This window comes from Streptomyces solitudinis (genome assembly GCF_036323765.1).
In the GTDB taxonomy this organism is placed as follows: Bacteria; Actinomycetota; Actinomycetes; order Streptomycetales; family Streptomycetaceae; genus Streptomyces.
Map to the genome: position 1 here is coordinate 33102 of NZ_JAZDCW010000001.1, position 19337 is coordinate 52438.

Annotated in this window: 16 protein-coding genes; 8 read left to right on the forward strand and 8 right to left on the reverse strand. The window is 74.6% G+C overall.

The genetic code is table 11. From position 1 onward, the window contains the following. Positions 1-25: 25 nt before the first annotated feature. Entirely contained in the window at positions 26-1024 is a 999-nt protein-coding gene (locus V1J52_RS00120) for a TAXI family TRAP transporter solute-binding subunit (protein ID WP_330137418.1), read from the reverse strand. Between the two features lie 78 nt (positions 1025-1102). Here V1J52_RS00120 and miaB point away from each other — a divergent pair, with 78 nt between their 5' ends. Further along, a complete protein-coding gene (gene miaB, locus V1J52_RS00125; protein ID WP_330137419.1) occupies positions 1103-2590 on the forward strand; it encodes a tRNA (N6-isopentenyl adenosine(37)-C2)-methylthiotransferase MiaB in 1488 nt (495 codons plus the stop codon). A 149-nt stretch (positions 2591-2739) separates the two neighbouring features. After that, positions 2740-3447: a class III extradiol dioxygenase subunit B-like domain-containing protein gene (locus tag V1J52_RS00130; RefSeq protein ID WP_330137420.1), complete on the forward strand. Its 708-nt coding sequence runs from the start codon at positions 2740-2742 to the stop codon at positions 3445-3447. Positions 3448-3531: 84 nt separating this feature from the next. Here V1J52_RS00130 and V1J52_RS00135 read toward each other — a convergent pair whose 3' ends face one another. After that, a complete protein-coding gene (locus tag V1J52_RS00135) occupies positions 3532-3762 on the reverse strand; it encodes an antitoxin (protein WP_330137421.1) in 231 nt (76 codons plus the stop codon). 180 nt (positions 3763-3942) lie between these two features. Between V1J52_RS00135 and miaA the strand changes: the two genes are divergently transcribed. The 6 genes from miaA to hflX all read left to right on the forward strand — a co-directional run bounded on the left by miaA (position 3943) and on the right by hflX (position 11995). After that, entirely contained in the window at positions 3943-4890 is a 948-nt protein-coding gene (miaA, locus tag V1J52_RS00140; protein WP_330137422.1) for a tRNA (adenosine(37)-N6)-dimethylallyltransferase MiaA, read from the forward strand. Positions 4891-4996: 106 nt separating this feature from the next. Beyond that, positions 4997-5506 carry a hypothetical protein gene (locus V1J52_RS00145; protein ID WP_330138074.1) on the forward strand — a complete coding sequence of 170 codons (510 nt, stop codon included), beginning with the start codon at positions 4997-4999 and terminating at the stop codon, positions 5504-5506. 102 nt (positions 5507-5608) lie between these two features. After that, positions 5609-6496 (forward strand): diaminopimelate epimerase, encoded by an 888-nt coding sequence (gene dapF / locus V1J52_RS00150; RefSeq protein ID WP_330137423.1) that lies wholly within the window; start codon positions 5609-5611, stop codon positions 6494-6496. A 164-nt stretch (positions 6497-6660) separates the two neighbouring features. After that, positions 6661-8736, forward strand: a complete 2076-nt coding sequence (locus tag V1J52_RS00155; RefSeq protein ID WP_330137424.1) for a RelA/SpoT family protein — start codon at positions 6661-6663, stop codon at positions 8734-8736. Positions 8737-8801: 65 nt separating this feature from the next. Continuing rightward, complete coding sequence (locus V1J52_RS00160) at positions 8802-10271, forward strand: M1 family metallopeptidase (protein WP_330137425.1); 1470 nt, start codon at positions 8802-8804, stop codon at positions 10269-10271. A gap of 230 nt (positions 10272-10501) precedes the next feature. Beyond that, a complete protein-coding gene (gene hflX / locus V1J52_RS00165) occupies positions 10502-11995 on the forward strand; it encodes a GTPase HflX (protein WP_330137426.1) in 1494 nt (497 codons plus the stop codon). Between the two features lie 1238 nt (positions 11996-13233). Here hflX and V1J52_RS00170 read toward each other — a convergent pair. The 6 genes from V1J52_RS00170 to V1J52_RS00195 are packed head-to-tail and all read right to left on the reverse strand — an operon-like array spanning position 13234 to position 19195. Then, positions 13234-14463, reverse strand: a complete 1230-nt coding sequence (locus tag V1J52_RS00170) for a beta-ketoacyl-[acyl-carrier-protein] synthase family protein (RefSeq protein ID WP_330137427.1) — start codon at positions 14461-14463, stop codon at positions 13234-13236. After that, on the reverse strand, positions 14460-14720 hold the full coding sequence (locus V1J52_RS00175) for an acyl carrier protein (protein WP_330137428.1): 261 nt from the start codon (positions 14718-14720) through the stop codon (positions 14460-14462). The genes V1J52_RS00170 and V1J52_RS00175 overlap by 4 nt, the downstream gene beginning before the upstream one ends. Further along, entirely contained in the window at positions 14684-15724 is a 1041-nt protein-coding gene (locus tag V1J52_RS00180) for an NAD-dependent epimerase/dehydratase family protein (protein WP_330137429.1), read from the reverse strand. The genes V1J52_RS00175 and V1J52_RS00180 overlap by 37 nt, the downstream gene beginning before the upstream one ends. Beyond that, entirely contained in the window at positions 15721-17298 is a 1578-nt protein-coding gene (locus tag V1J52_RS00185; RefSeq protein WP_330137430.1) for an AMP-binding protein, read from the reverse strand. Before V1J52_RS00185 ends, V1J52_RS00180 begins: the two co-directional genes overlap by 4 nt. Further along, positions 17295-18236 (reverse strand): alpha/beta fold hydrolase, encoded by a 942-nt coding sequence (locus tag V1J52_RS00190; RefSeq protein ID WP_330137431.1) that lies wholly within the window; start codon positions 18234-18236, stop codon positions 17295-17297. Before V1J52_RS00190 ends, V1J52_RS00185 begins: the two co-directional genes overlap by 4 nt. Then, positions 18233-19195 (reverse strand): 3-oxoacyl-ACP synthase III family protein, encoded by a 963-nt coding sequence (locus V1J52_RS00195; RefSeq protein WP_330137432.1) that lies wholly within the window; start codon positions 19193-19195, stop codon positions 18233-18235. The genes V1J52_RS00190 and V1J52_RS00195 overlap by 4 nt, the downstream gene beginning before the upstream one ends. Between the last annotated feature and the right edge of the window lie 142 nt (positions 19196-19337).

Sequence of the window (19337 nt, forward strand, 5' to 3'; positions counted from 1 at the left end):
CGGCCGGGCGGCGGCCCGGCGGCTCTCAGGGCTTGACGGCGCGGTAGTAGCGCTGGGCGCCGGTGTGCAGCGGGAGCGGATCGGTGTAGATCGCGGTGCGCAGGTCGACGCGCTGGGCGGCGTGCACCTCACGCGCTATGCGGTCCCGGCTGCCGATGAGCACCCGCGTCAGCTCCTCGGCCACGTCCGCGTCCACCCGCTCGTCGGTCACCAGGAGGTTGGCCACCGCGATCGTCTCCACCGCGCGCCCGCCCCGCACGTTGGGATACGCGTCGGCGGGCAGCACCGCGGCGCGGTAGTGCCGCGCCTCCGGTGCCTGGGCGTGCAGGGCGGGCACCAGACCGCCCAGCCCCACGAGCCGGACGTCCGTGCGGGCGGCCAGCCGCTGCACGGCGGAGGTGGGCAGCCCGCCCGTCCAGAAGAACGCGTCGAGCCGGCCGGACTCCAGCAGCGCGGGCATCGTGTCGATCCCCTCGTGCACGGCGGTGACGTCGCGGTCCGGGTCGAGACCGGCGGCGGTGAGCACGCGCCGGGCGATGGGCCGCACGCCCGAACGCAGCGGCCCGACGCCCACCCGCAGCCCCCGGAGGTCGGCGGCCTCCCGCACCGGGGAGCCGCCGGGGACGATGAGCTGCACGTAGTCGTCGTAGAGCCGGGCGCACGCCCGCAGCCCCGCGGCGCCCCGCCCGCCGGCCGCGAGGTGGGCGGCGACCGCGTCGGCCTGGGCGATCGTGAAGTCCGCCGTTCCCGCCACGACGCGCTCGATGTTCTGCACCGATCCCTGGCTGGGCATGAGCGCCATCTCCACCCGGGGCAGCTTCGCCCGCACCCGGTCCTGGAGCAGTGCCCCGTAGCGTTCGTAGACGCCGGTGGGCGATCCCGTGGCGAAGGTGATCCGGCCTCCGGGGCGCGGTCCCGCGTCCGGCAGCAGCCACCACGCCAGCAGCGCCAGCGCCGCGAGGACGGCGGCGGCGCTCCGGAGCGCCCGGCGCCGCCCGGCGGGACGGCCGCGGAGGGTGAGCATGGTTTGATCCTGCCATCCGGCTCCCCGGGGAGGGGAGGGGCGGCCCCCGCCTGGGAGCGCGTACCCTGGTCGACTGAGATGACTGCGAAGACATATGAGCTGCGCACCTTCGGCTGCCAGATGAACGTCCATGACTCCGAGCGGATGGCCGGTCTGCTGGAGGACGCCGGTTACGTGCGCGCGCCCGAGGGAGCGGACGGCGCGGACGTCGTCGTCTTCAACACCTGCGCGGTGCGGGAGAACGCCGACAACCGGCTCTACGGCAACCTCGGCCAGCTCGCGCCGCGGAAGGCCGCCCGGCCCGGCATGCAGATCGCCGTCGGTGGCTGCCTGGCCCAGAAGGACCGGGACACCATCGTCGCCAGGGCGCCCTGGGTCGACGTCGTCTTCGGCACGCACAACGTGGGCAAGCTGCCGGTGCTGCTGGAGCGCGCGCGGGTGCGCCAGGAGGCGCAGGTCGAGATCGCCGAGTCGCTGGAGGCGTTCCCCTCCACGCTGCCGACGCGGCGGGAGAGCGCGTACGCGGCCTGGGTCTCCGTCTCCGTCGGCTGCAACAACACCTGCACCTTCTGCATCGTCCCGCAGCTGCGGGGCAAGGAGAAGGACCGCAGGACCGGCGACATCCTCGCGGAGATCGAGGCGCTGGTGGCCGAGGGCGTCATCGAGATCACCCTGCTCGGACAGAACGTCAACGCCTACGGCAGCGACATCGGCGACCGTGAGGCGTTCGGCAGGCTGCTGCGCGCCTGCGGCAGGATCGAGGGCCTGGAGCGCGTCCGCTTCACCTCCCCGCACCCGCGCGACTTCACCGACGACGTCATCGCGGCGATGGCCGAGACGCCGAACGTGATGCCGCAGCTCCACATGCCGCTCCAGTCCGGCTCCTCCCGGCTGCTGAAGGAGATGCGCCGCTCCTACCGGCAGGAGCGGTTCCTGCGCATCATCGAGAACGTGCGCGCCGCCATGCCGGACGCGGCCATCTCCACGGACATCATCGTCGGGTTCCCCGGCGAGACGGAGGAGGACTTCCGCGAGACGCTGCACGTCGTGCGCGAGGCCCGCTTCGCGCAGGCGTTCACGTTCCAGTACTCCAAGCGCCCGGGCACGCCCGCCGCCGAGATGCCCGGACAGATCCCCAAGGAGGTCGTCCAGGAGCGCTACGAGCGGCTGGTGGCGCTCCAGGAGGAGATCTCCTGGGCGGAGAACAGGAAGCAGGTCGGGCGGCGGCTGGAGGTGCTCGTCGCCGAGGGCGAGGGCCGCAAGGACGACGTGACGCGGCGGCTCTCCGGCCGGGCGCCCGACAACCGGCTGGTGCACTTCGCCCGTCCGGACGAGCCGGTGCGCCCCGGCGACACGGTGACCGTGGAGGTCACCTACGCCGCCCCGCACCACCTGCTCGCCGAGGGGCCGGCCCTGGGGGTGCGCCGCACCCGCGCGGGTGACGCCTGGGAGGCCCGCACCGCCAAGCCCGCCCCCGCCGGGGCGGCGGGTGTGCTGCTGGGCCTGCCCACGGTCGGCGTCCCGGAGCCGCTGCCGCCGCAGCAGGACGGCTGCGGCATCCGCTGACGGCCCGCGCGGCGCCCCGGGGGCGCCGCGTCACCTGCGGGCGGGCGGCCGTCAACGTGACCGCACGGGCGGCCCCCGTGCCGGTAGCGTCCGCGCCGACGCGTGCGGGAACGGTTACGCCACGCGCTCGCGGCGCTAGGCTGCGCCCCATGCTTGCCGCTGCCGCCGCCTGCCCCTGCCCCCCGCTGCTGGTGCCCGAGGTCGCGAGAGGCGCCGCTCACGAGATGGACGACGCCAGGTCCGCCTGCGCCGAAGCCCTGGACGCCCTGGCCGCCGCCCGGCCCGACCGCCTGGCCGTGGTGGGACCGGCCGATCCCGCCGCCCGGGGCGCGTATCCGCCCGGCAGCCGCGGTTCCTTCAGCGGCTTCGGCGTGGACCTCACCGTCACGCTCGGCCGCGGCCCCGGCGGGGAGCGCCCGCTCCCCGCGTCGCTCGCGGTCGCCGCGTGGCTGCTGGAGCGGCACGGCTGGGACGCCGCCCCCGTGACCGGACGCGGGGTGGGGCAGGCGCTGGCCCCCGAGCACTGCGCGGCGGCCGGCCGGGAACTCGTCCAGGGCGAGGAGCGCGTGGCGCTGCTCGTCATGGGCGACGGCAGCGCCTGCCGCACCCTCAAGGCGCCCGGCTACTTCGACGAGCGCGCCGCGGCGTACGACGCGGAGGCCGCCAGGGCGCTGGGCACCGCGGACACCGCGGGGCTCGCCGCGCTGGACGCCGAACTGGGCTACGAACTCCAGGTCTCCGGGCGGGCCGGCTGGCAGGTGCTGGCCGGCGCCGGGCGTGGCACACGGCTCACGGGCAAGCTGCTGTACGACAGCGCGCCGTACGGCGTCGGCTACCTCGTCGCCCGCTGGTCCTGACGCCCCGGCGCGGGGCTTCGGCCCCGCGCGGGCCGGACGGCGGCGGGCGGTCCCGCGCGGCTGAGGCGCGGGCCGTGCCGCCGGTCAGGGTCGGGGACCGGCGCCCGGGGCGCCGCCCGTCCCGCCGCCGTCCCGCCGCCGCTCGTCGGAGATCCGCTCCACGGCGTCCCTGGCCTTCCGGCTGCCGCTGTGGATCTGGCGGCTGTACTTGCCGCGCGTCTTCCTGTCGGCCATGCGGGCCGCCTGGTCCACGGCCTTCCCGACCTTCGTGTCGTGCTTGACGAGCAGGGTCTTCAGCTTGTCGATGAGGCTCATGGGGCGGGACCTTTCCTCGGGGCGGGACGCACGGGCACGGTCGCGCCGTGTGGCCGCCTGCAGCCGATGGTATCGGGCGGCGCCGTGCGCGGCCCGCCTCCTGCGGACGCCTCCCGCCCGGCCGGGCGGGAAGACGCCGCCGCTCGCGCCCCGCGGGCGCGGTTTGCGAGACTGAGGGACGTGAACAGCGCTCCCGCCGCCCCCCAGGTCATCGCCGTCGTCGGTCCCACGGCGGCCGGGAAGTCCGACCTGGGCGTCGCGCTCGCCCGGGAACTGGGCGGCGAGGTCGTCAACGCCGACTCGATGCAGCTCTACCGGGGCATGGACATCGGCACCGCGAAACTCACCCGCGCGGAGCGGCAGGGCGTCCCGCACCACCTGCTCGACGTCTGGGACGTCACCGAGGCCGCGAGCGTCGCCGAGTACCAGCGGATGGCCCGCGCCGAGATCGACCGGCTGCTCGCCCTCGGCCGCGTCCCCGTCCTCGTCGGCGGTTCCGGGCTCTACGTGCGCGGGGCCCTGGACGCACTGGAGTTCCCCGGCACCGACCCGGCCGTGCGCGCCCGCCTGGAGGCGGAGCTGGCCGAGCGCGGCCCCGGCGCGCTGCACGCGCGGCTCGGCGCGGCGGACCCGGACGCGGCAGCGGCCATCCTGCCGGGCAACGGACGCCGCATCGTCCGCGCCCTGGAGGTCATCGAGCTGACCGGGCGTCCCTTCACCGCCCAGCTCCCCGCCCCCGGCGCCCGGCTGGACGTCTACGACACCCTGTACCTCGGGGTCGACGTCGGCCGCCCGGAGCTGGCCGGGCGCATCACCCGCCGGGTGGACGCCATGTGGGACGCCGGGCTGGTCGAGGAGGTCCGCACGCTCGCGGACGCGGGGCTCGCCCGGGGCCGCACCGCCTCGCGCGCCCTGGGGTACCAGCAGGTGCTGGCCGCCCTCGCCGGGAACTGCACGCTGGAGGAGGCCCGCGACGAGACCGTCCGCGCGACCCGGCGCTTCGCGCGGCGGCAGGACTCCTGGTTCCGCCGCGACGCGCGCGTGCGGTGGCTGAGCGGCGCGGCGCAGGACCGGGCCGCGCTGCCGCGGCGCGCGCTGGCCCTCGTCGAACGAGCGGTCACAGCCTGATCACGTCATGGCATCGGGACGCTCCGCACGCCGTGGGCGGCCGCACGGGCGTGCCATCATCGACCCTCTAGCCGCAACGCCGTTGAAGTGGGGAGGGCACGTGGCGATGGAAGCCGGCCCTCGCAGCAGCGATGACCACGCACTGGAGCCGGGGCGCACCACGCGGGTGCACGAGAGCGGCCGTGCCGTGGACCCGGTCGCGGGCGCACCCGCGGAGGACGTCCTCGCGGAGCTGCCGGACGACGGCGCGGAGGAGCTCGACGCGCCCGGTGACGGCGGCGAGTCGTACGCGGAACTGCGTCCGCCCCGCCGGCTGCGGATCTGGCAGCTCGCCCCCATCGTCGGTCTGGCCGTGCTCGGCTCGCTGATGTTCGCCTTCCCGCTGGCCTTCGAGTTCGGTGACGGCGGAGCGGTCGTCGCCATGCTCGGCCTGCTCATCACGGGCTGCGCCGCGGGCTGGGGCATGATGGCCACCCGCCGTGCGGGCGCCGCCTGGTTCGGCCTCCCGCCGCGCCACTCGGGCCGCCGCGCCCAGTGGCGGGTGACGGTGCTGTACGCCCTGGTGTGCGGCACGCTCGTGGCGCTCGCCGTCTGGCGGGTCGCGCGGCTCAGGTAGCCGCCCGGCGCGGCTGCCCGCGCGGGCAGCCGCCGCGGGGCCGCCCGGTGGCGGGCGCCGCTCGGCTTCGGCGCGCGGCGGCACCTCCCGTACGATCGCGGGGTGAGCACCGCAGCCCAGCCTCCCGCGCCGACCGCGTTCCTCAAGGGGCACGGCACCGAGAACGACTTCGTGATCATCCCCGACGCCGAAGGGCGGCTCGACCTGTCCGCCGCCGCCGTCACCCGGCTGTGCGACCGCCGGGCCGGGATCGGCGGTGACGGCCTGCTGCGCGCCGTGCGCTCGGCCGCCCATCCCGAGGCCCGGCCGATGGCGGGGGAGGCCGAGTGGTTCATGGACTACCGCAACGCCGACGGCAGCGTCGCCGAGATGTGCGGCAACGGCGTCCGCGTCTTCGCCCGGTACCTGCACCGCGCGGGGCTGGTGGAGGACGAGGAGTTCTCCGTCGCCACCCGGGCCGGGGTGCGCCGGGTGCGGCTGTCCGGGGCCGGGACGGTGACCGTCGGCATGGGCCGCGCGGTGCTGGCCGACGACGCCGCCCCGGTCACGGTCGCCGTGGGGGAGCGCCGCTGGCCCGCCCGCAACGTCAGCATGGGCAACCCGCACGCCGTCGCCTTCGTGGCCGACCTCGCCGAGGCCGGTCCCCTGCTGGAGGCGCCCCGGGTGACGCCGGGGGCGGCCTACCCGCAGGGAGCGAACGTCGAGTTCGTCGTCTCCCGCGGCCCGCGCCACGTCGCCCTGCGGGTGCACGAGCGCGGCTCGGGCGAGACCCGCTCCTGCGGGACGGGCGCCTGCGCGGTGATGGTCGCCGCCGCCCGGCGGGACGGCGCCGACCCGGCCGCGGACGGGCAGCCGGTCACCTACACCGTGGACGTCCCCGGCGGACGGCTGGAGATCACCGAGCACCCCGACGGCCGGATCGATATGACCGGACCGGCCGTCATCGTCGCCGAGGGCACCCTCGACCCGCACTGGCTCGTCGCCGGCTGAGCGCCGTGTGCCCACCCCGCGCTCCGCGCGAACTCCCCACGCCGTCAACCGAGATCGCCCGATGGAGTGATCCACGCCACGCTCTGGACCACCCGGTCGGCGTCGCGTGGTGTGGTCGGTAGCATCAGGCAACTGACGGTGCGACACCTTTCGAGGGGGCTGCCATGAGCGCGGTACGAAGCCTCAGGAAGCTCAGCCGGGCCGCCGTGAACGGTTCGGCGCCGCGCGGGAGGCTGCCCGACGCCCTCGAACACGTGGCCCAGGCGCACCGCGTCCACCACCCCGGCGCCCGGCTCGACCCGCTGCGCCGGGCCTACGTGCTGGCCGAGTCCTCCCACCGGGGCCAGATGCGCAAGAGCGGCGAGCCTTACATCACGCATCCGCTCGCCGTCACCCTGATCCTCGCGCAGCTCGGCGCGGAGACGACCACGCTCACGGCCTCGCTGCTGCACGACACCGTCGAGGACACCGACGTCACCCTGGAGCAGGTCCGCGCCGAGTTCGGCGCCGAGGTCGCCTACCTGGTGGACGGCGTCACCAAGCTGGAGAAGGTCGACTACGGGGCCGCGGCCGAGCCCGAGACGTTCCGCAAGATGCTCGTCGCCACCGGCAGCGACGTGCGCGTCATGTCCATCAAACTCGCCGACCGGCTGCACAACATGCGCACGCTCGGCGTGATGCGCCCGGAGAAGCAGGTGCGCATCGCCAAGGTCACCCGGGACGTGCTCATCCCGCTGGCCGAACGGCTCGGCGTGCAGGCGCTCAAGACGGAGCTGGAGGACATGGTCTTCGCCATCCTCCACCCGCAGGAGCACGCCCGCACCCAGGAGGTCATGCGCGCCCACGCCGACGGTCCCGACCCGCTGGGCGAGGCCGCCGACCTGGTCCGCGCCGTCCTGCGGGAGGCCCGGGTGAACGCCGAGGTCCACATCCGGCCCCGGCACGCCCTGTCCGTGCACCGCGCCGGGATCAAACGCGGCGCGCTGGGCCCCTGCGACTTCGGGCGGCTGCTCGTCCTCGTCGCCGAGGACGCCGACTGCTACGCCGTCCTCGGCGAGCTGCACACCTGCTTCAACCCGGTGATCGCGGAGTTCAAGGACTTCATCGCGGTCCCCAAGTTCAACCTCTACCAGTCGCTGCACACCGCGTTCGCCGACGCCCGGGGGCGGGTCGTCGAGGTGCTGGTGCGCACCCACCGCATGCACCGGGTCGCCGAGGCCGGCGTCATCGCCCTGGGCGATCCGCACCGCCAGGCCGCCCCCGCCGAGGACGCCGCGCCGGAGGGCGAGCGGTCCGACCCGACCCGCCCCGGCTGGCTCTCCCGGCTCCTGGAGTGGCAGAACGACGCCCCCGACCCCGACACCTTCTGGGCCCACCTGCGCGACGACCTGGCCCAAGACCGCGAGATCACCGTCTTCTGCACCGACAGCGGTTCCGTCGCCGCCTCCGGCACCCTGCACCTGCCCGCCGGCGCCACCTGCGTCGACGCCGCCTACGCCCGCCACGGCGCCGGGGCCCACAGCTGCATCGGCGCCCGCGTGGACGGGCGGCTCACGACGCTGGGGACGGTCCTGCGCGACGGCGACGTGCTCGAACTGCTCATGGCCCCGGAGGGCACCTCAGGGCCGTCACCCGAATGGCTGAGCCACGTCCGCACCCCCGCCGCCCGCATCGCGATCCGGCGCTGGCTGGACGCCCATCCGGAGGGCAGCCCGGCGCCCGAGCCCGGCTCCGGACGGGCGGGCGCCCAGCGCGCGTGGGCCCCGCCCGCCCCGGCGCCCGCCGGGGACAGCACCGCCGTCGCCGTCGGACTGCCGGGACACACGGTCCGGCTGGCCCGCTGCTGCACCCCGGTGCCGCCCGACCCGGTCACCGGTTTCGCCGTGCGGGGCGCCGCCGTCACCGCGCACCGCGAGGGCTGCGCGGCCGTCGCGCGCATGACGGCGGCCGGACGGCGGCCCGTGTCCGTCAGCTGGGAGCCGGACGCGGGCGGGTGCCGGGTGACGCTCCTGGCCGAGGCGTTCGGACGTCCCCGGCTGCTGGCGGACCTCACCGAGACCATCGCCGTGCAGGGCGCCGAGGTGATCTCCGCCGACGTCGAACCGCCCCGCGAGCAGCGGGTGCGGCACCGCTACACCCTGCGTCTGCCCGACGCGGCGACGCTGCCCGCCCTGATGCGCGCCATGCGCGGCGTGCCCGGGGTCTACGACGTCGTCCGCGCCACCCGCCCCGTCACCTGACCCGTTCGGGTGGGCCGCTGCCGCGCCGTCGGCGCGGTCCCGGGCGGCCCTGGTAGCGGTGGACCATGATCACCGCCCGTACGCCGAAGGCCCCGCGCCGTGCGGCGACCGCCGCCCCCGCCGCGACCGCCGTCGCCCTCTGCCTCGCCCTGCTCGCCGCCGCACCGCAGCCGCGGCCACTCGGTCTCGGCGACCGGCTGTTCCCGGCCCTGGGGAACCCCGGCTACGACGTCCGCCACTACGACATCTCCCTCCGGTACGACGGCGACGGGGACGGGCCACTCACCGCGCGGACGGTCATCGACGCCGAGGTCACCGCCGACCGCCTGGAGCGCGTCAACCTGGACTTCACCGGGGGCACGGTCCGCTCGGCCGCGATCGACGGCGTCCCGGTGAGCTGGACGACGGCCGGTGAGGACATCGTCCTCACCCCGCTCCTCCCCGCCGAGCGCGGTGAGGACCTGCGCATCGACATCCGGCACACCAGCCCCACCAGCGGTGACGGGCACGGCGGCTGGCTGCGCACCCGCAGCGGCGGCCTCGTGCTGGCGGCCCAGCCCGACGAGGCCCACCACGTCTTCCCCGGCAACGACCACCCCTCCGACAAGGCGCTGTTCACCTTCCGCGTCACCGCGCCCGCCGCCTTCACCGCCGTCGCCAGCGGGCGCGCCACGGGCCACCGCCGCCACGGGGACAGCGCCACCTGGACGTACCGGACGCCGCGGCCCATGGCGACGGAACTGGCGCAGGTCACGGTCGACCGCTCGGTCGTCGTGCGGCACGAGGGGCCGCACGGCCTGCCGCTGCGCGACGTCGTCCCCGAGGGCCGCCGGGAGGAGCTGGTCCCGTGGCTGGCGAAGACGCCCGACCACCTGCGGTGGATGGAGGAGCGCGTCGGCCCGTTCCCCTTCACCACCTACGGCGTGCTGGCGGCCGACGCCGACTTCGGCTTCGCACTGGAGACCCAGACGCTGTCCCTGTTCCCCCTGGACTTCTTCACCGCCCCCGGTCACCCCGCGTGGTACCGCGAGTCCGTCATGGTGCACGAACTGGCACACCACTGGTTCGGCAACAGCGTCAGTCCGCGCCGCTGGAGCGACCTGTGGCTGAACGAGGGCCACGCCACCTGGTACGAGTGGCTCCACGCCGCCGGAAACGGCGGCCCGGCACTGGAGGAGCGCGTCCGGCGGGCGTACGGGTCCTTCGACCGCTGGCGGCGCGCCGACGGGCCGCCAGCGGCTCCGGAGGAACCCGCGGGCGGCGAGGGCACGGGCATCTTCCGGCCCGTCGTCTACGACGGCGGCGCCGTGGTCCTCTACGCGCTGCGGCAGGAGATGGGCACGGACGCCTTCGAGCGGTTGCAGCGCCAGTGGGTACGGCGCCACCAGCACGGTGTGGCCGGTACCGCCGACTTCACGGCCCTGGCGAGCGCGGTGGCCGGACGGGACCTCAGCCCCTTCCTCGACGCCTGGCTGCACGGCGAGCGGACCCCGCCCATGCCCGGGCACCCCGGCTGGGCCCCCGGCACGCCCTGACCCACGGCGGACGCGGCGCCGCCCTGCGGCCTCCCGGCCGCGGCCGACAGCGGCACGACGGCGACACGACGGCCGCAGGACGGCGATAACGGGGTGACGGGCCCACCGCCGCGTGCCACCATCAAGGGGGCTCGGCGCGCCCGGCCGCCGCGGACCGCCTCCGGCGGGAATCCCCGGGACCGCGCGCGCGTTACACGGTACGAGCCCCATTCACCGACGTGAGGACACCCTTGACCTTCTCTTCTTCTCTTCCGCACCTCGGCCAGCGCACCGACGCCGCAGCTCGCCGTGCTGACGCCCTGATGGAGGAGGACGTCGCATGGAGCGACGAGGCGGCCGGCGAGCGTGACGGCGACCAGCTCGACCGCTCCGAGCGCGCCGCGCTCCGCCGCGTCGCGGGGCTGTCCACCGAACTCCAGGACGTCACCGAGGTCGAGTACCGGCAGCTCCGGCTGGAGCGCGTCGTGCTCGTCGGTGTCTGGACCTCCGGCACCGCCCAGGACGCGGAGAACTCCCTCGCGGAGCTGGCCGCGCTCGCCGAGACGGCCGGCGCCCTCGTGCTGAACGGCGTCGTCCAGCGCCGGGACAAGCCGGACCCGGCCACCTACATCGGCTCCGGCAAGGCCCAGGAACTGCGTGACATCGTTCTGGAGTCCGGCGCCGACACCGTCGTCTGCGACGGTGAGCTGAGCCCCGGCCAGCTGATCCACCTGGAGGACGTCGTCAAGGTCAAGGTGGTCGACCGCACCGCCCTGATCCTCGACATCTTCGCCCAGCACGCCAAGAGCCGCGAGGGCAAGGCGCAGGTCGCGCTCGCGCAGATGCAGTACATGCTGCCCAGGCTGCGCGGCTGGGGCCAGTCGCTGTCCCGGCAGATGGGCGGTGGCGGTTCCGGCTCGTCCGGCGGCGGCATGGCCACCCGCGGCCCCGGTGAGACCAAGATCGAGACGGACCGGCGCCGCATCCGCGAGAAGATGGCGAAGCTGCGCCGGGAGATCGCGGACATGAAGACCGGCCGCGAGGTCAAGCGCCAGGAGCGCCGCCGCTACCAGGTGCCGTCCGTGGCCATCGCCGGGTACACCAACGCGGGCAAGTCCTCCCTGCTCAACCGGCTCACCGGTGCGGGCGTGCTGGTGGAGAACGCCCTGTTCGCCACGCTGGACCCGACCGTCCGCCGCGCCGAGACGCCCAGCGGACGGCTGTACACCCTGGCCGACACGGTCGGGTTCGTCCGCCACCTGCCGCACCACCTGGTCGAGGCGTTCCGCTCCACGATGGAGGAGGTCGGCGACTCCGACCTGATCCTGCACGTCGTCGACGGCTCGCACCCGGTCCCCGAGGAGCAGCTCGCGGCCGTCCGCGAGGTCATCCGCGAGGTGGGCGCGACCGACGTGCCCGAGATCGTCGTCATCAACAAGGCGGACGTCGCGGACCCGCTCGTCCTCCAGCGGCTCCTGCGGGCCGAGCAGCACGCCATCGTCGTCTCCGCGCACTCCGGTGCCGGCATCGACGAACTGCTGGAGCTGATCGACACCGAGCTTCCCCACCCGGCCGTGGAGCTGGAGGCGCTGGTGCCCTACACCGAGGGCGGCCTCGTCTCCCGCGTCCACACCGAGGGCGAGCTGCTGTCCGAGGAGCACACCTCGGACGGCACCCTGCTCAAGGCGCGGGTCCACGAGGAACTCGCCGCGGCCCTGCGCCCCTACGCCCCGGCGGCCGGCTGAGCCGGGGCGGGCGCCGCGAGCGAGGCGGCGGCACAGCAGAACGGGCCGCGTCCGGCGGCCGGTACCAGGTCGTCGGGGAGGCCGGTCGTCAGCCGTCGCGGCGGCGCACGGCCCAGAGGCCGGCGTCGTACGCCGTCGCGCCGAGCGCTGGAACCACGAGCGGGGACGCTGCGGGAACAGCTCGTAGGACCGGCCTATTCGGACCGGACCCTGCTCGTGATGGCCGAGCACCTGGCGCCCCTGCTCGGAGGGACGGCCGAGGGCGTCATCGCACCACGGAGCGGATGACCTCTACGTCACCGTTGCAGACACCTCACGTTGCCATGCCGTCAAGCGGCAGCGGCCAGTTCGGTGGGGGACGCGGTGTTCTCGTCGAACAGCTTGCGGTGCGCGTGACGGGCGGTCGGGCGGCGACTCTTCGAGCCCGGCGGCCTGCCTGGGCCGGGCCGGGGGTGGTTTCGGTGAACCGGCTGAAGGCCCGGTCTTCGCGCAGGTTTCTGAGACCTCTGCGGAGGGGGCGGGTGTCAGTTTGTCGAACTCCGTCGGTTTCTCCCAGGCCGCCACAGGTCCGTGGCCAGCGGGCGGGCGAACCGGAGCTGGGCATGGGCGGCGATCACCAGCCAGGTCCACCGGCCCGCCGCCTCGGAGCTGCGAAGCCGGGCCTTGATCCGGCCGAGCGCCTGCTTGAAGAGGCGGAACGTGCGTTCGATGTCGAATCGCCGCGGGAAGGACTGCCATCAGCGGTCGGCGTCCGTCTCGGGCGCGCCGGCGCCCTCGATGATGGGCAGCGGGCCGTCGTCGTCGAGCCAAGCCGCCCGCCGGGTCGACCGCGGGTGCAACCGGTCCCACACCTGCGCGGTCGCCTTCCCATCGAGCCGGGTGCCCGTGGTCGTCGCAGTCTGTTCGGTGCTCCAGGTGCTGGAGTCTCCGAAGACGAACTCGCCGCCATGCTTGGGCGGTCGCCCCCTTCGGGGTTGCAGACCCGTGGTGGTGTCGGCCGGCGCATCACGCGATCGGAGCAGAACCGACTGGAGATTTCGACGGGCAGGCCGTTCAGCAGTCGGCGCGCTGGCCGAGTTCGCAGCGCTGGGACGGCGGACGGGACTGATGCACCGGCGGCGACGTCGTGGCCGACGCGGCGGCTTGCCGCCCGACAGCTGCCCCGGACTCCCGCTGAACCGACGCGGGCCCGTCGTGCCCCGCGCCGCCCAGCCGCTCCTATCGGGCCGCCGACCCGGTCAGGAGGCCCTGGCCAGAGCAAGGACGACGTTGTGTCCGCCGAAGCCGAAGGAGTGGCTGACGGCGATACGGACGTCCTGTCGGCGTGGCTCCTTGGTGACGCAGTCGATGTCGAACCCCGGAGCCGGGGCGTCCAGGTTCGCGACCGGGGGCACCGTACTGTGCTGAAGGGTGAGCACGGTCAGTGCCGCCTCCACGGCGCCCGCCGCGCCCAGGCTGTGGCCGAGTACGCCCTTGGGTGCGGTGACACTGGGGCGGTGCGGCAGTACCCGGGCGATCAGAGCCGACTCGGCGGCGTCGTTGGCCGTCGTGGAGGTGCCGTGGGCGTTGACGTGGTCGACGTCGTGCGGAGCCAGACCCGCGTCCGCCAGGGCGGTGCGCAGTGCAGCCTCCGCGCCCCGGCCGTCCGGGGCGGGTGCGGTGGGATGGTGGGCGTCCGAGGTGCTGCCGCAGCCCACCAACAGGGCGCGCACACGGGCACCACGGGGGGCCGCGTCCGCGGTCCGCTCCAGTACGAGGACGCCGGCGCCTTCCGCCATGACGAAGCCGTCACGGTCGGCGGCGAAGGGCCTCGACGCGCGGGTGACCGCGTCGGTGCGCCGGGACAGCGCGCCGGCGCGCCAGAAGCCCGCGGCGGCCAGCGGGGTGATGGCGGCTTCGGTGGCTCCGGCCACCGCGACGTCGCACCGGCCGGCGGCGAGGAGGTCGCGGGCGACGGCGACGGCGGTGGCGCCGGAGGCACAGGCGGTGGCCGGGGCGAGGCCGGGGCCGCGGGCCCCGAGGTCGATGGAGACCTCCCCGGCCGCCATGTTCGGGATGACCTGGGGAATGGTGAGCGCGGAGACCATGTCGGCGCCCCGTTCTGCCAGCCGCCTGGCCTGTTCCTCGCGCACCGCGTCCGCTCCCAACCCGCAGCCGATGACGACGGCGACTCGGTCGCCGTCCCACGTCCGGGCGTCGAGGCCGGCGTCGTGCACCGCCTCGCGGGCGGCGAGCACCGCCAGCACGGCGTTGTGTGACATGCGCCAGGCGGTGCGGCCGACGCGCCGGTCCAGGTCGGCGCGGCGCAGCGGGACGCGGCAGGAGAAGTCGACGGGAAGCCCGGCCAGCGCCGGATCGTGCGCGGCCGCGGTGCCCGCACCGCGGCGGACCGTGTCCCAGGTGGCGCCGGTGTTCTCCCCGGCGGGGGTGATCAGGCCGAGGCCGGTGACGGCGACGGGCTCGGTCACGAGGGGGCCACCGCCCCGGTGTCGCCCGTGCGCAACGCGTCGAGGTGGTCGACGACCTGCGCGACGGTCGTGCTCCGGGAGGCGTACGCGCTGTCGACCTTCACCCCGAAGTGCTCGTGCACGATGAGCACCAGCTCCGTCAGGGCCAGGGAGTCCAGGTCCAGTTGCTCCAGCGTGAGGTCGGGCCGGATCTCGTCCTGGGGGATGCGGAAGGCGCTGTTCAGAATGGAGCGGATGGTGTCGTAGGTGTCTGGCACGGTGTCTCCTCGCTGTCGTTCCGGGTGGAGAGGGTGAGTTCCGCGATACCGGCGTCGAAACTGACCGGCGGTGCGAAGCCCAGGTCGCGGCGGGCCGCGGTGAGGTCGAAGTGATGCGGATGCAGCAGCTCCGCGACGAGGAAGCGGCTCAGGGCGTGGGTGCGGGGACTGCGTGCCGCGCGCAGCAGCGCGTCGCTGACCGCGGCTCCGACGGTGGCGAGCCGGGGCGGTACGGCGCACCAGCGGGCGTCGATGCCAGCGGCCCGCAGGAAGTGCAGGGTGATCTCGCGCAGCGGACGCGGGTCGCCCTGACCGATGAAGTAGGCGCGGCCGCCCGCCGTCTCCGGCGACTGCCGCAGGCTGTCCAGGGAGAGCAGATGCGCGTGGGCGGCGGTACGGACATGGGTGGTGTCGACGAGGTTGCCGCCGTCACCGGGCATCAGCAGGCGGCCGGCTCGCACGGTGCGCGCGAGAGCGGGGGCGAAATGGGGGTCGCCGGGCCCCCAGATGATGTGCGGGCGCAGCGAGACGGTGGCCAACTCCGGGCCGTGGGCCGTCAGCACCAGGGCCTCGGCGCGGGCCTTGGTAGCGGGGTAGGCGGCCAGGTGACGGGGAGCGATGGGAAGGCTCTCGGTGACACCCTCCAGGCCGCCGGGCCGGAAGACGACGCTGGCGGTCGAGGTGTAGAGGAGCGTGCGCACGCCGTGGGCGCGGCACTGCTCGACGACATGGCGGGTGCCGACGACGTTGGTGGCCCAGTAGGGCCGTGGAGGGCCGCTGACGCCGGCCAGGGCGGCGTTGTGGATGACGGCGTCGCACCCGGCGACGGCACGGGAGACCGCGGCGGCATCGGAGAGGTCGCCCAGGTGCTGGTGGACGCCCAGTCGTTCCAGTGCGCTGCTCGGGCGCCGGCTGAGGGAGGAGGTGACGTCACCGCGTGCGCTGAGCAGACGGCAGATCTCCAGCCCCAGGAAGCCACTTCCTCCGGTGACCAGTACCTTCATCGATCCCTCCCGCGCAGGCGCTTGGCGGCCCAGCCGGCCAGTCGCATGCGGTCGATCTTGGAGTTGTGCCGGGGGTCGGTGGGTAAGGCGGTACGGATCAGCACGGCGCCGACGCGGTGCCCGTCCGGGTGGTTTTTCAGAACGGCGCGGACAGCCTCCAGGGCGGAGGCGCGTGGGGTGGAGGGCAGGGGTTCCACGCAGAGCACGGGCAGTTGGCACACGGCCGTGCCGACGCCGACGAGGGCGGTGCGCCGGATGCCGGGGGCGGTGTCCGCCGCGGCCTCGATGTCCTCGGTGGTCAGGGTGAAGCCGGTGCCGGTGATCAGGTGGGCCTTGCGGCCCAGGAACCACAGCCGGCCCTCGTCGTCGAGCCGGCCCAGGTCCCCGGTGCGGTGCAGCACGCCGTGGTCGGTGTCGCTCTTGGTGGTGGCGTCGGCGTCGGGACGGGCGTGGTAGGCGGGGCTGACGGTGGGGCCGGCGACGGCGATCTCGCCGAGCCCGGTGGCGTCGGCGTCCAGGATCCGTGCGTGGATGCCGGGCAGTGGCCGGCCCAGGCAGGTGCCCGCGTGCCCGGCGGGCGGCGCGTCGCGCGAGGCCCGCAGATCGTGGTCGCCGATCGCGGACACGGGCAGGCACTCCGTCGCGCCGTACACGCTGAGGATCTCGGCGTCGTCCGGCACAGCCTTGCGCAGGGCGTCGGCGAGACCGATGCGCAGCGGGGCTCCGAAGGACAGGATCTGCTGGACCGAGGGCAGGGCGATGCCGCGGCGGGCGCAGTGACGGGCGATCAGGGTGAGGACGGCGGGGGAGGCCAGGACGATGCTCGCCCGGTGTTCCCGAAGGGGCCCGACGATTTCCTTTGGCGGGGTACGGGCCGGGGCCAGGTGGTTCACCGCCGGGGCGACGGTGGTCAGGCCCAGCAGCGGACCGAGCAGCGCGACCGGCAGGAATCCGGCGAGGAGCACGTCGTCGGGCCGGGGGTCCATCAGCGTCGTCAGAGCGTCGAGCTGCCCGGCCAGGGTGGAGTGGCGGTACTCCGCGCCCTTCGGCCGGCCCGTGGAGCCCGACGTGAAGGCGATGAGGGCCGGTTCGTCGCCGTCGGGCTCACGCACCTGCGGGAGCGAGGTACCGCCGGCCGGCGTCCGGGTGACCAGTCGCCGTCCCACGGGGAGCGGCGCGGAACCGGTGACCAGGGCAATCCGGACGTGGGGGCGGCCCCACCCCAGCGCCCGGCGCCCGAGGTGGGCCAGCGGCTCCCCGATGAAGACGTCCGGGGCGATGTCCTGAAGGCAGCGGCCCACCTCGGCGCGCGGTTCGATCAGCACGGGTACGGCGCCGAGAAGGGCCAGTGCGTACGAGACGGCGGCGAGATCGTGGGCATCGCGGGTCATCACGACGGCCTTGTGGCCGGGCCGTACCCCCGCCTCGCGCAGGTCCTGGGCGATGCGGCGGCAGTGGCGCACCAGCTCGCCGCGACGGGTCGTCCGCCAGCTTCCCTTAGCGCTTTCCACGAGGGCGATGGCGTCGGGCCGCTCAGCCAGGCTCCCGGCGATGTCCGCGGCGGTCGTGGTCATGAGGCTCCCTCGAGGAAGTCACGGACGCGGTCGCCCAGTTCGGCCGCGGCGTCCTCCATGACGAAGTGCCCGGCGGCGGGGAAGCGGTGGATGACGGCTTGCGGGCACCGGCGTGCCCACTCCTGAAGCAGGTCCGGAGTGAAGACGGGATCGCGCATGCCCCACCCGACGAGCAGGGGCAGGTCCGCCAAGCCAGCCCCGGTGCCGGGGGGTTCGAGCAGGTGCCACGCGGGGGCCGCGGGGCCGCGGGGGATCGCGCGTACGGCGTCGGTGAGCGCCCGGCGCTCCGCGCGGCGGGCGTAGGGCCGTAGGTAGGCCCGCCGTTCGGCTGGGAGCAGCTGGTGGTGGACTCCGGCTCGTACGGCGACGCGGGCGAAGGCGTTGGTGGCGTGGACGAACGCGGCGACCGGCCGGTGGTCACGGATCCAGCGCAGGTAGAACGGCAGCCGGAAACCGTCCGGGAAGGGGAAGGCCACGGTGTTGCAGACGACCAGCCGGGCCACGACGCCCGGGTTGCGCAGCGCCCAGGCGGTTCCGAGCGGGCCGCCCCAGTCGTGCAGGACGAACGTCCAGTCCCGTTCGGGCAGGCCCTCGTTCCGCACCAGGTGACGGTGGAGGCTGTCCAGGCCTTCCAGCTGAGCCTCGTAGGGATCGGGCACCCCGTCCGCCGGCCGCAGGTGCCGGGACAGCCCGAAACCCGGCAGGTCGGGGGCCAGACAGCGGGCGTGCGGGGCGAGCCGGTGCAGCAGCTTGCGCCAGACGTAGCTCCACGACGGGTTGCCGTGCAGGAACAGCACCGGCCGGCCGGAGCCGAGGTCGAGGTAGTGCTGGCCGGTGACCGGCACCCGCCGCCAGTGCCGGGGCGCGGGGTAGCCCGGCATCAGCCGTTCCAGCGCGGCGGAATCCGGTGCCGGGGTGTGCCCGGCTCGTGCGGTCACCACCGGACGAGCGCCAGACCGAAGCTGAAACCACTGGCCAGACCGATCATCGCCACCAGGTCCCCGCTCTCGATGCGGTCGGCCTCCCGCGCCTTGACCAGTTGCAGGGGCAGGGAGGCCGCCGCGCAGTTCCCGTGCTCGGCCACCGCGGGCATACACCGGTCCTCGGGCAGGGAGAAGGTGTCGATCACCTCGCGGTACTGCGGCATGGCGATCTGATGGAAGGCGATGAAGGAGAAGGCGCCGGACTGCGCGGCCCGGAGTTCGTCCCCGGCGGTGTCCATGATCCGGGGGAGCACGTCGAGCGCGCTCCGTCGCAGGTCCCCGTTCAGGCGCAGGGTGGTGTGGTCGTCGTGGACGGAGAGGTGGTGCATGCTTCCGCCACCGGCCACCGTGCAGGCCTCCCAGGCGGGGGAGTTGCTGACGAACCGGAGGGACAGGATGCCGGGGTCGCCGTCACCCGCGGGGCCGGCGGTGAGCACCATCGCGGCACCGGCGTCGGAGGCTGTGTAGCCGGGCAGGGCCCTGAGCAGGTCCTCTCGGTGGGGGACGTGCCAGCGGGTGGCCAGGGTGGAGGGTTCACCGCAGGCGATGAGGACCGTGCCGTAGCGGCCGGTCTCGATGAACGACGCGGCCACCTCCATGCCGTTGAGGAAGCTGTTGCAGGCGTTCTTGACGTCGAACACCGGGCAGGAGGCGCCCAGTTTGGTGGCCACGATGTGGGCGGTCGCGGGTTCGATCAGGTCCTGCGAGGTCGAGGCGAACAGCAGCAGGTCCACATCACCGATCTTCAGACCGGCTGCGTCGAGCGCGCTGCGGGCGGCAGCCATGGCGAGGTCGGAGGCGTTCTCGCCGTCCTCGTGGACATGGACCCCGCGCACACCGGTGAGATCCTCCAGCAGACCGGGCGGCGGGGCGTAGCCACCCGTCTGGGTGATCTTGACGCGGGTTTCGTCCAAGGTCCGGTAACGAGAAGGAAGATGAGTGGAAACGGCGGCGATACGGGCACGGAGGGCATCGGGCACCGGGTCACCGTAACCGGCGCGAAACCGCCATGGTGTACGTGTAACGACATTCACTCTAACGAGTGCTTTATTCAGG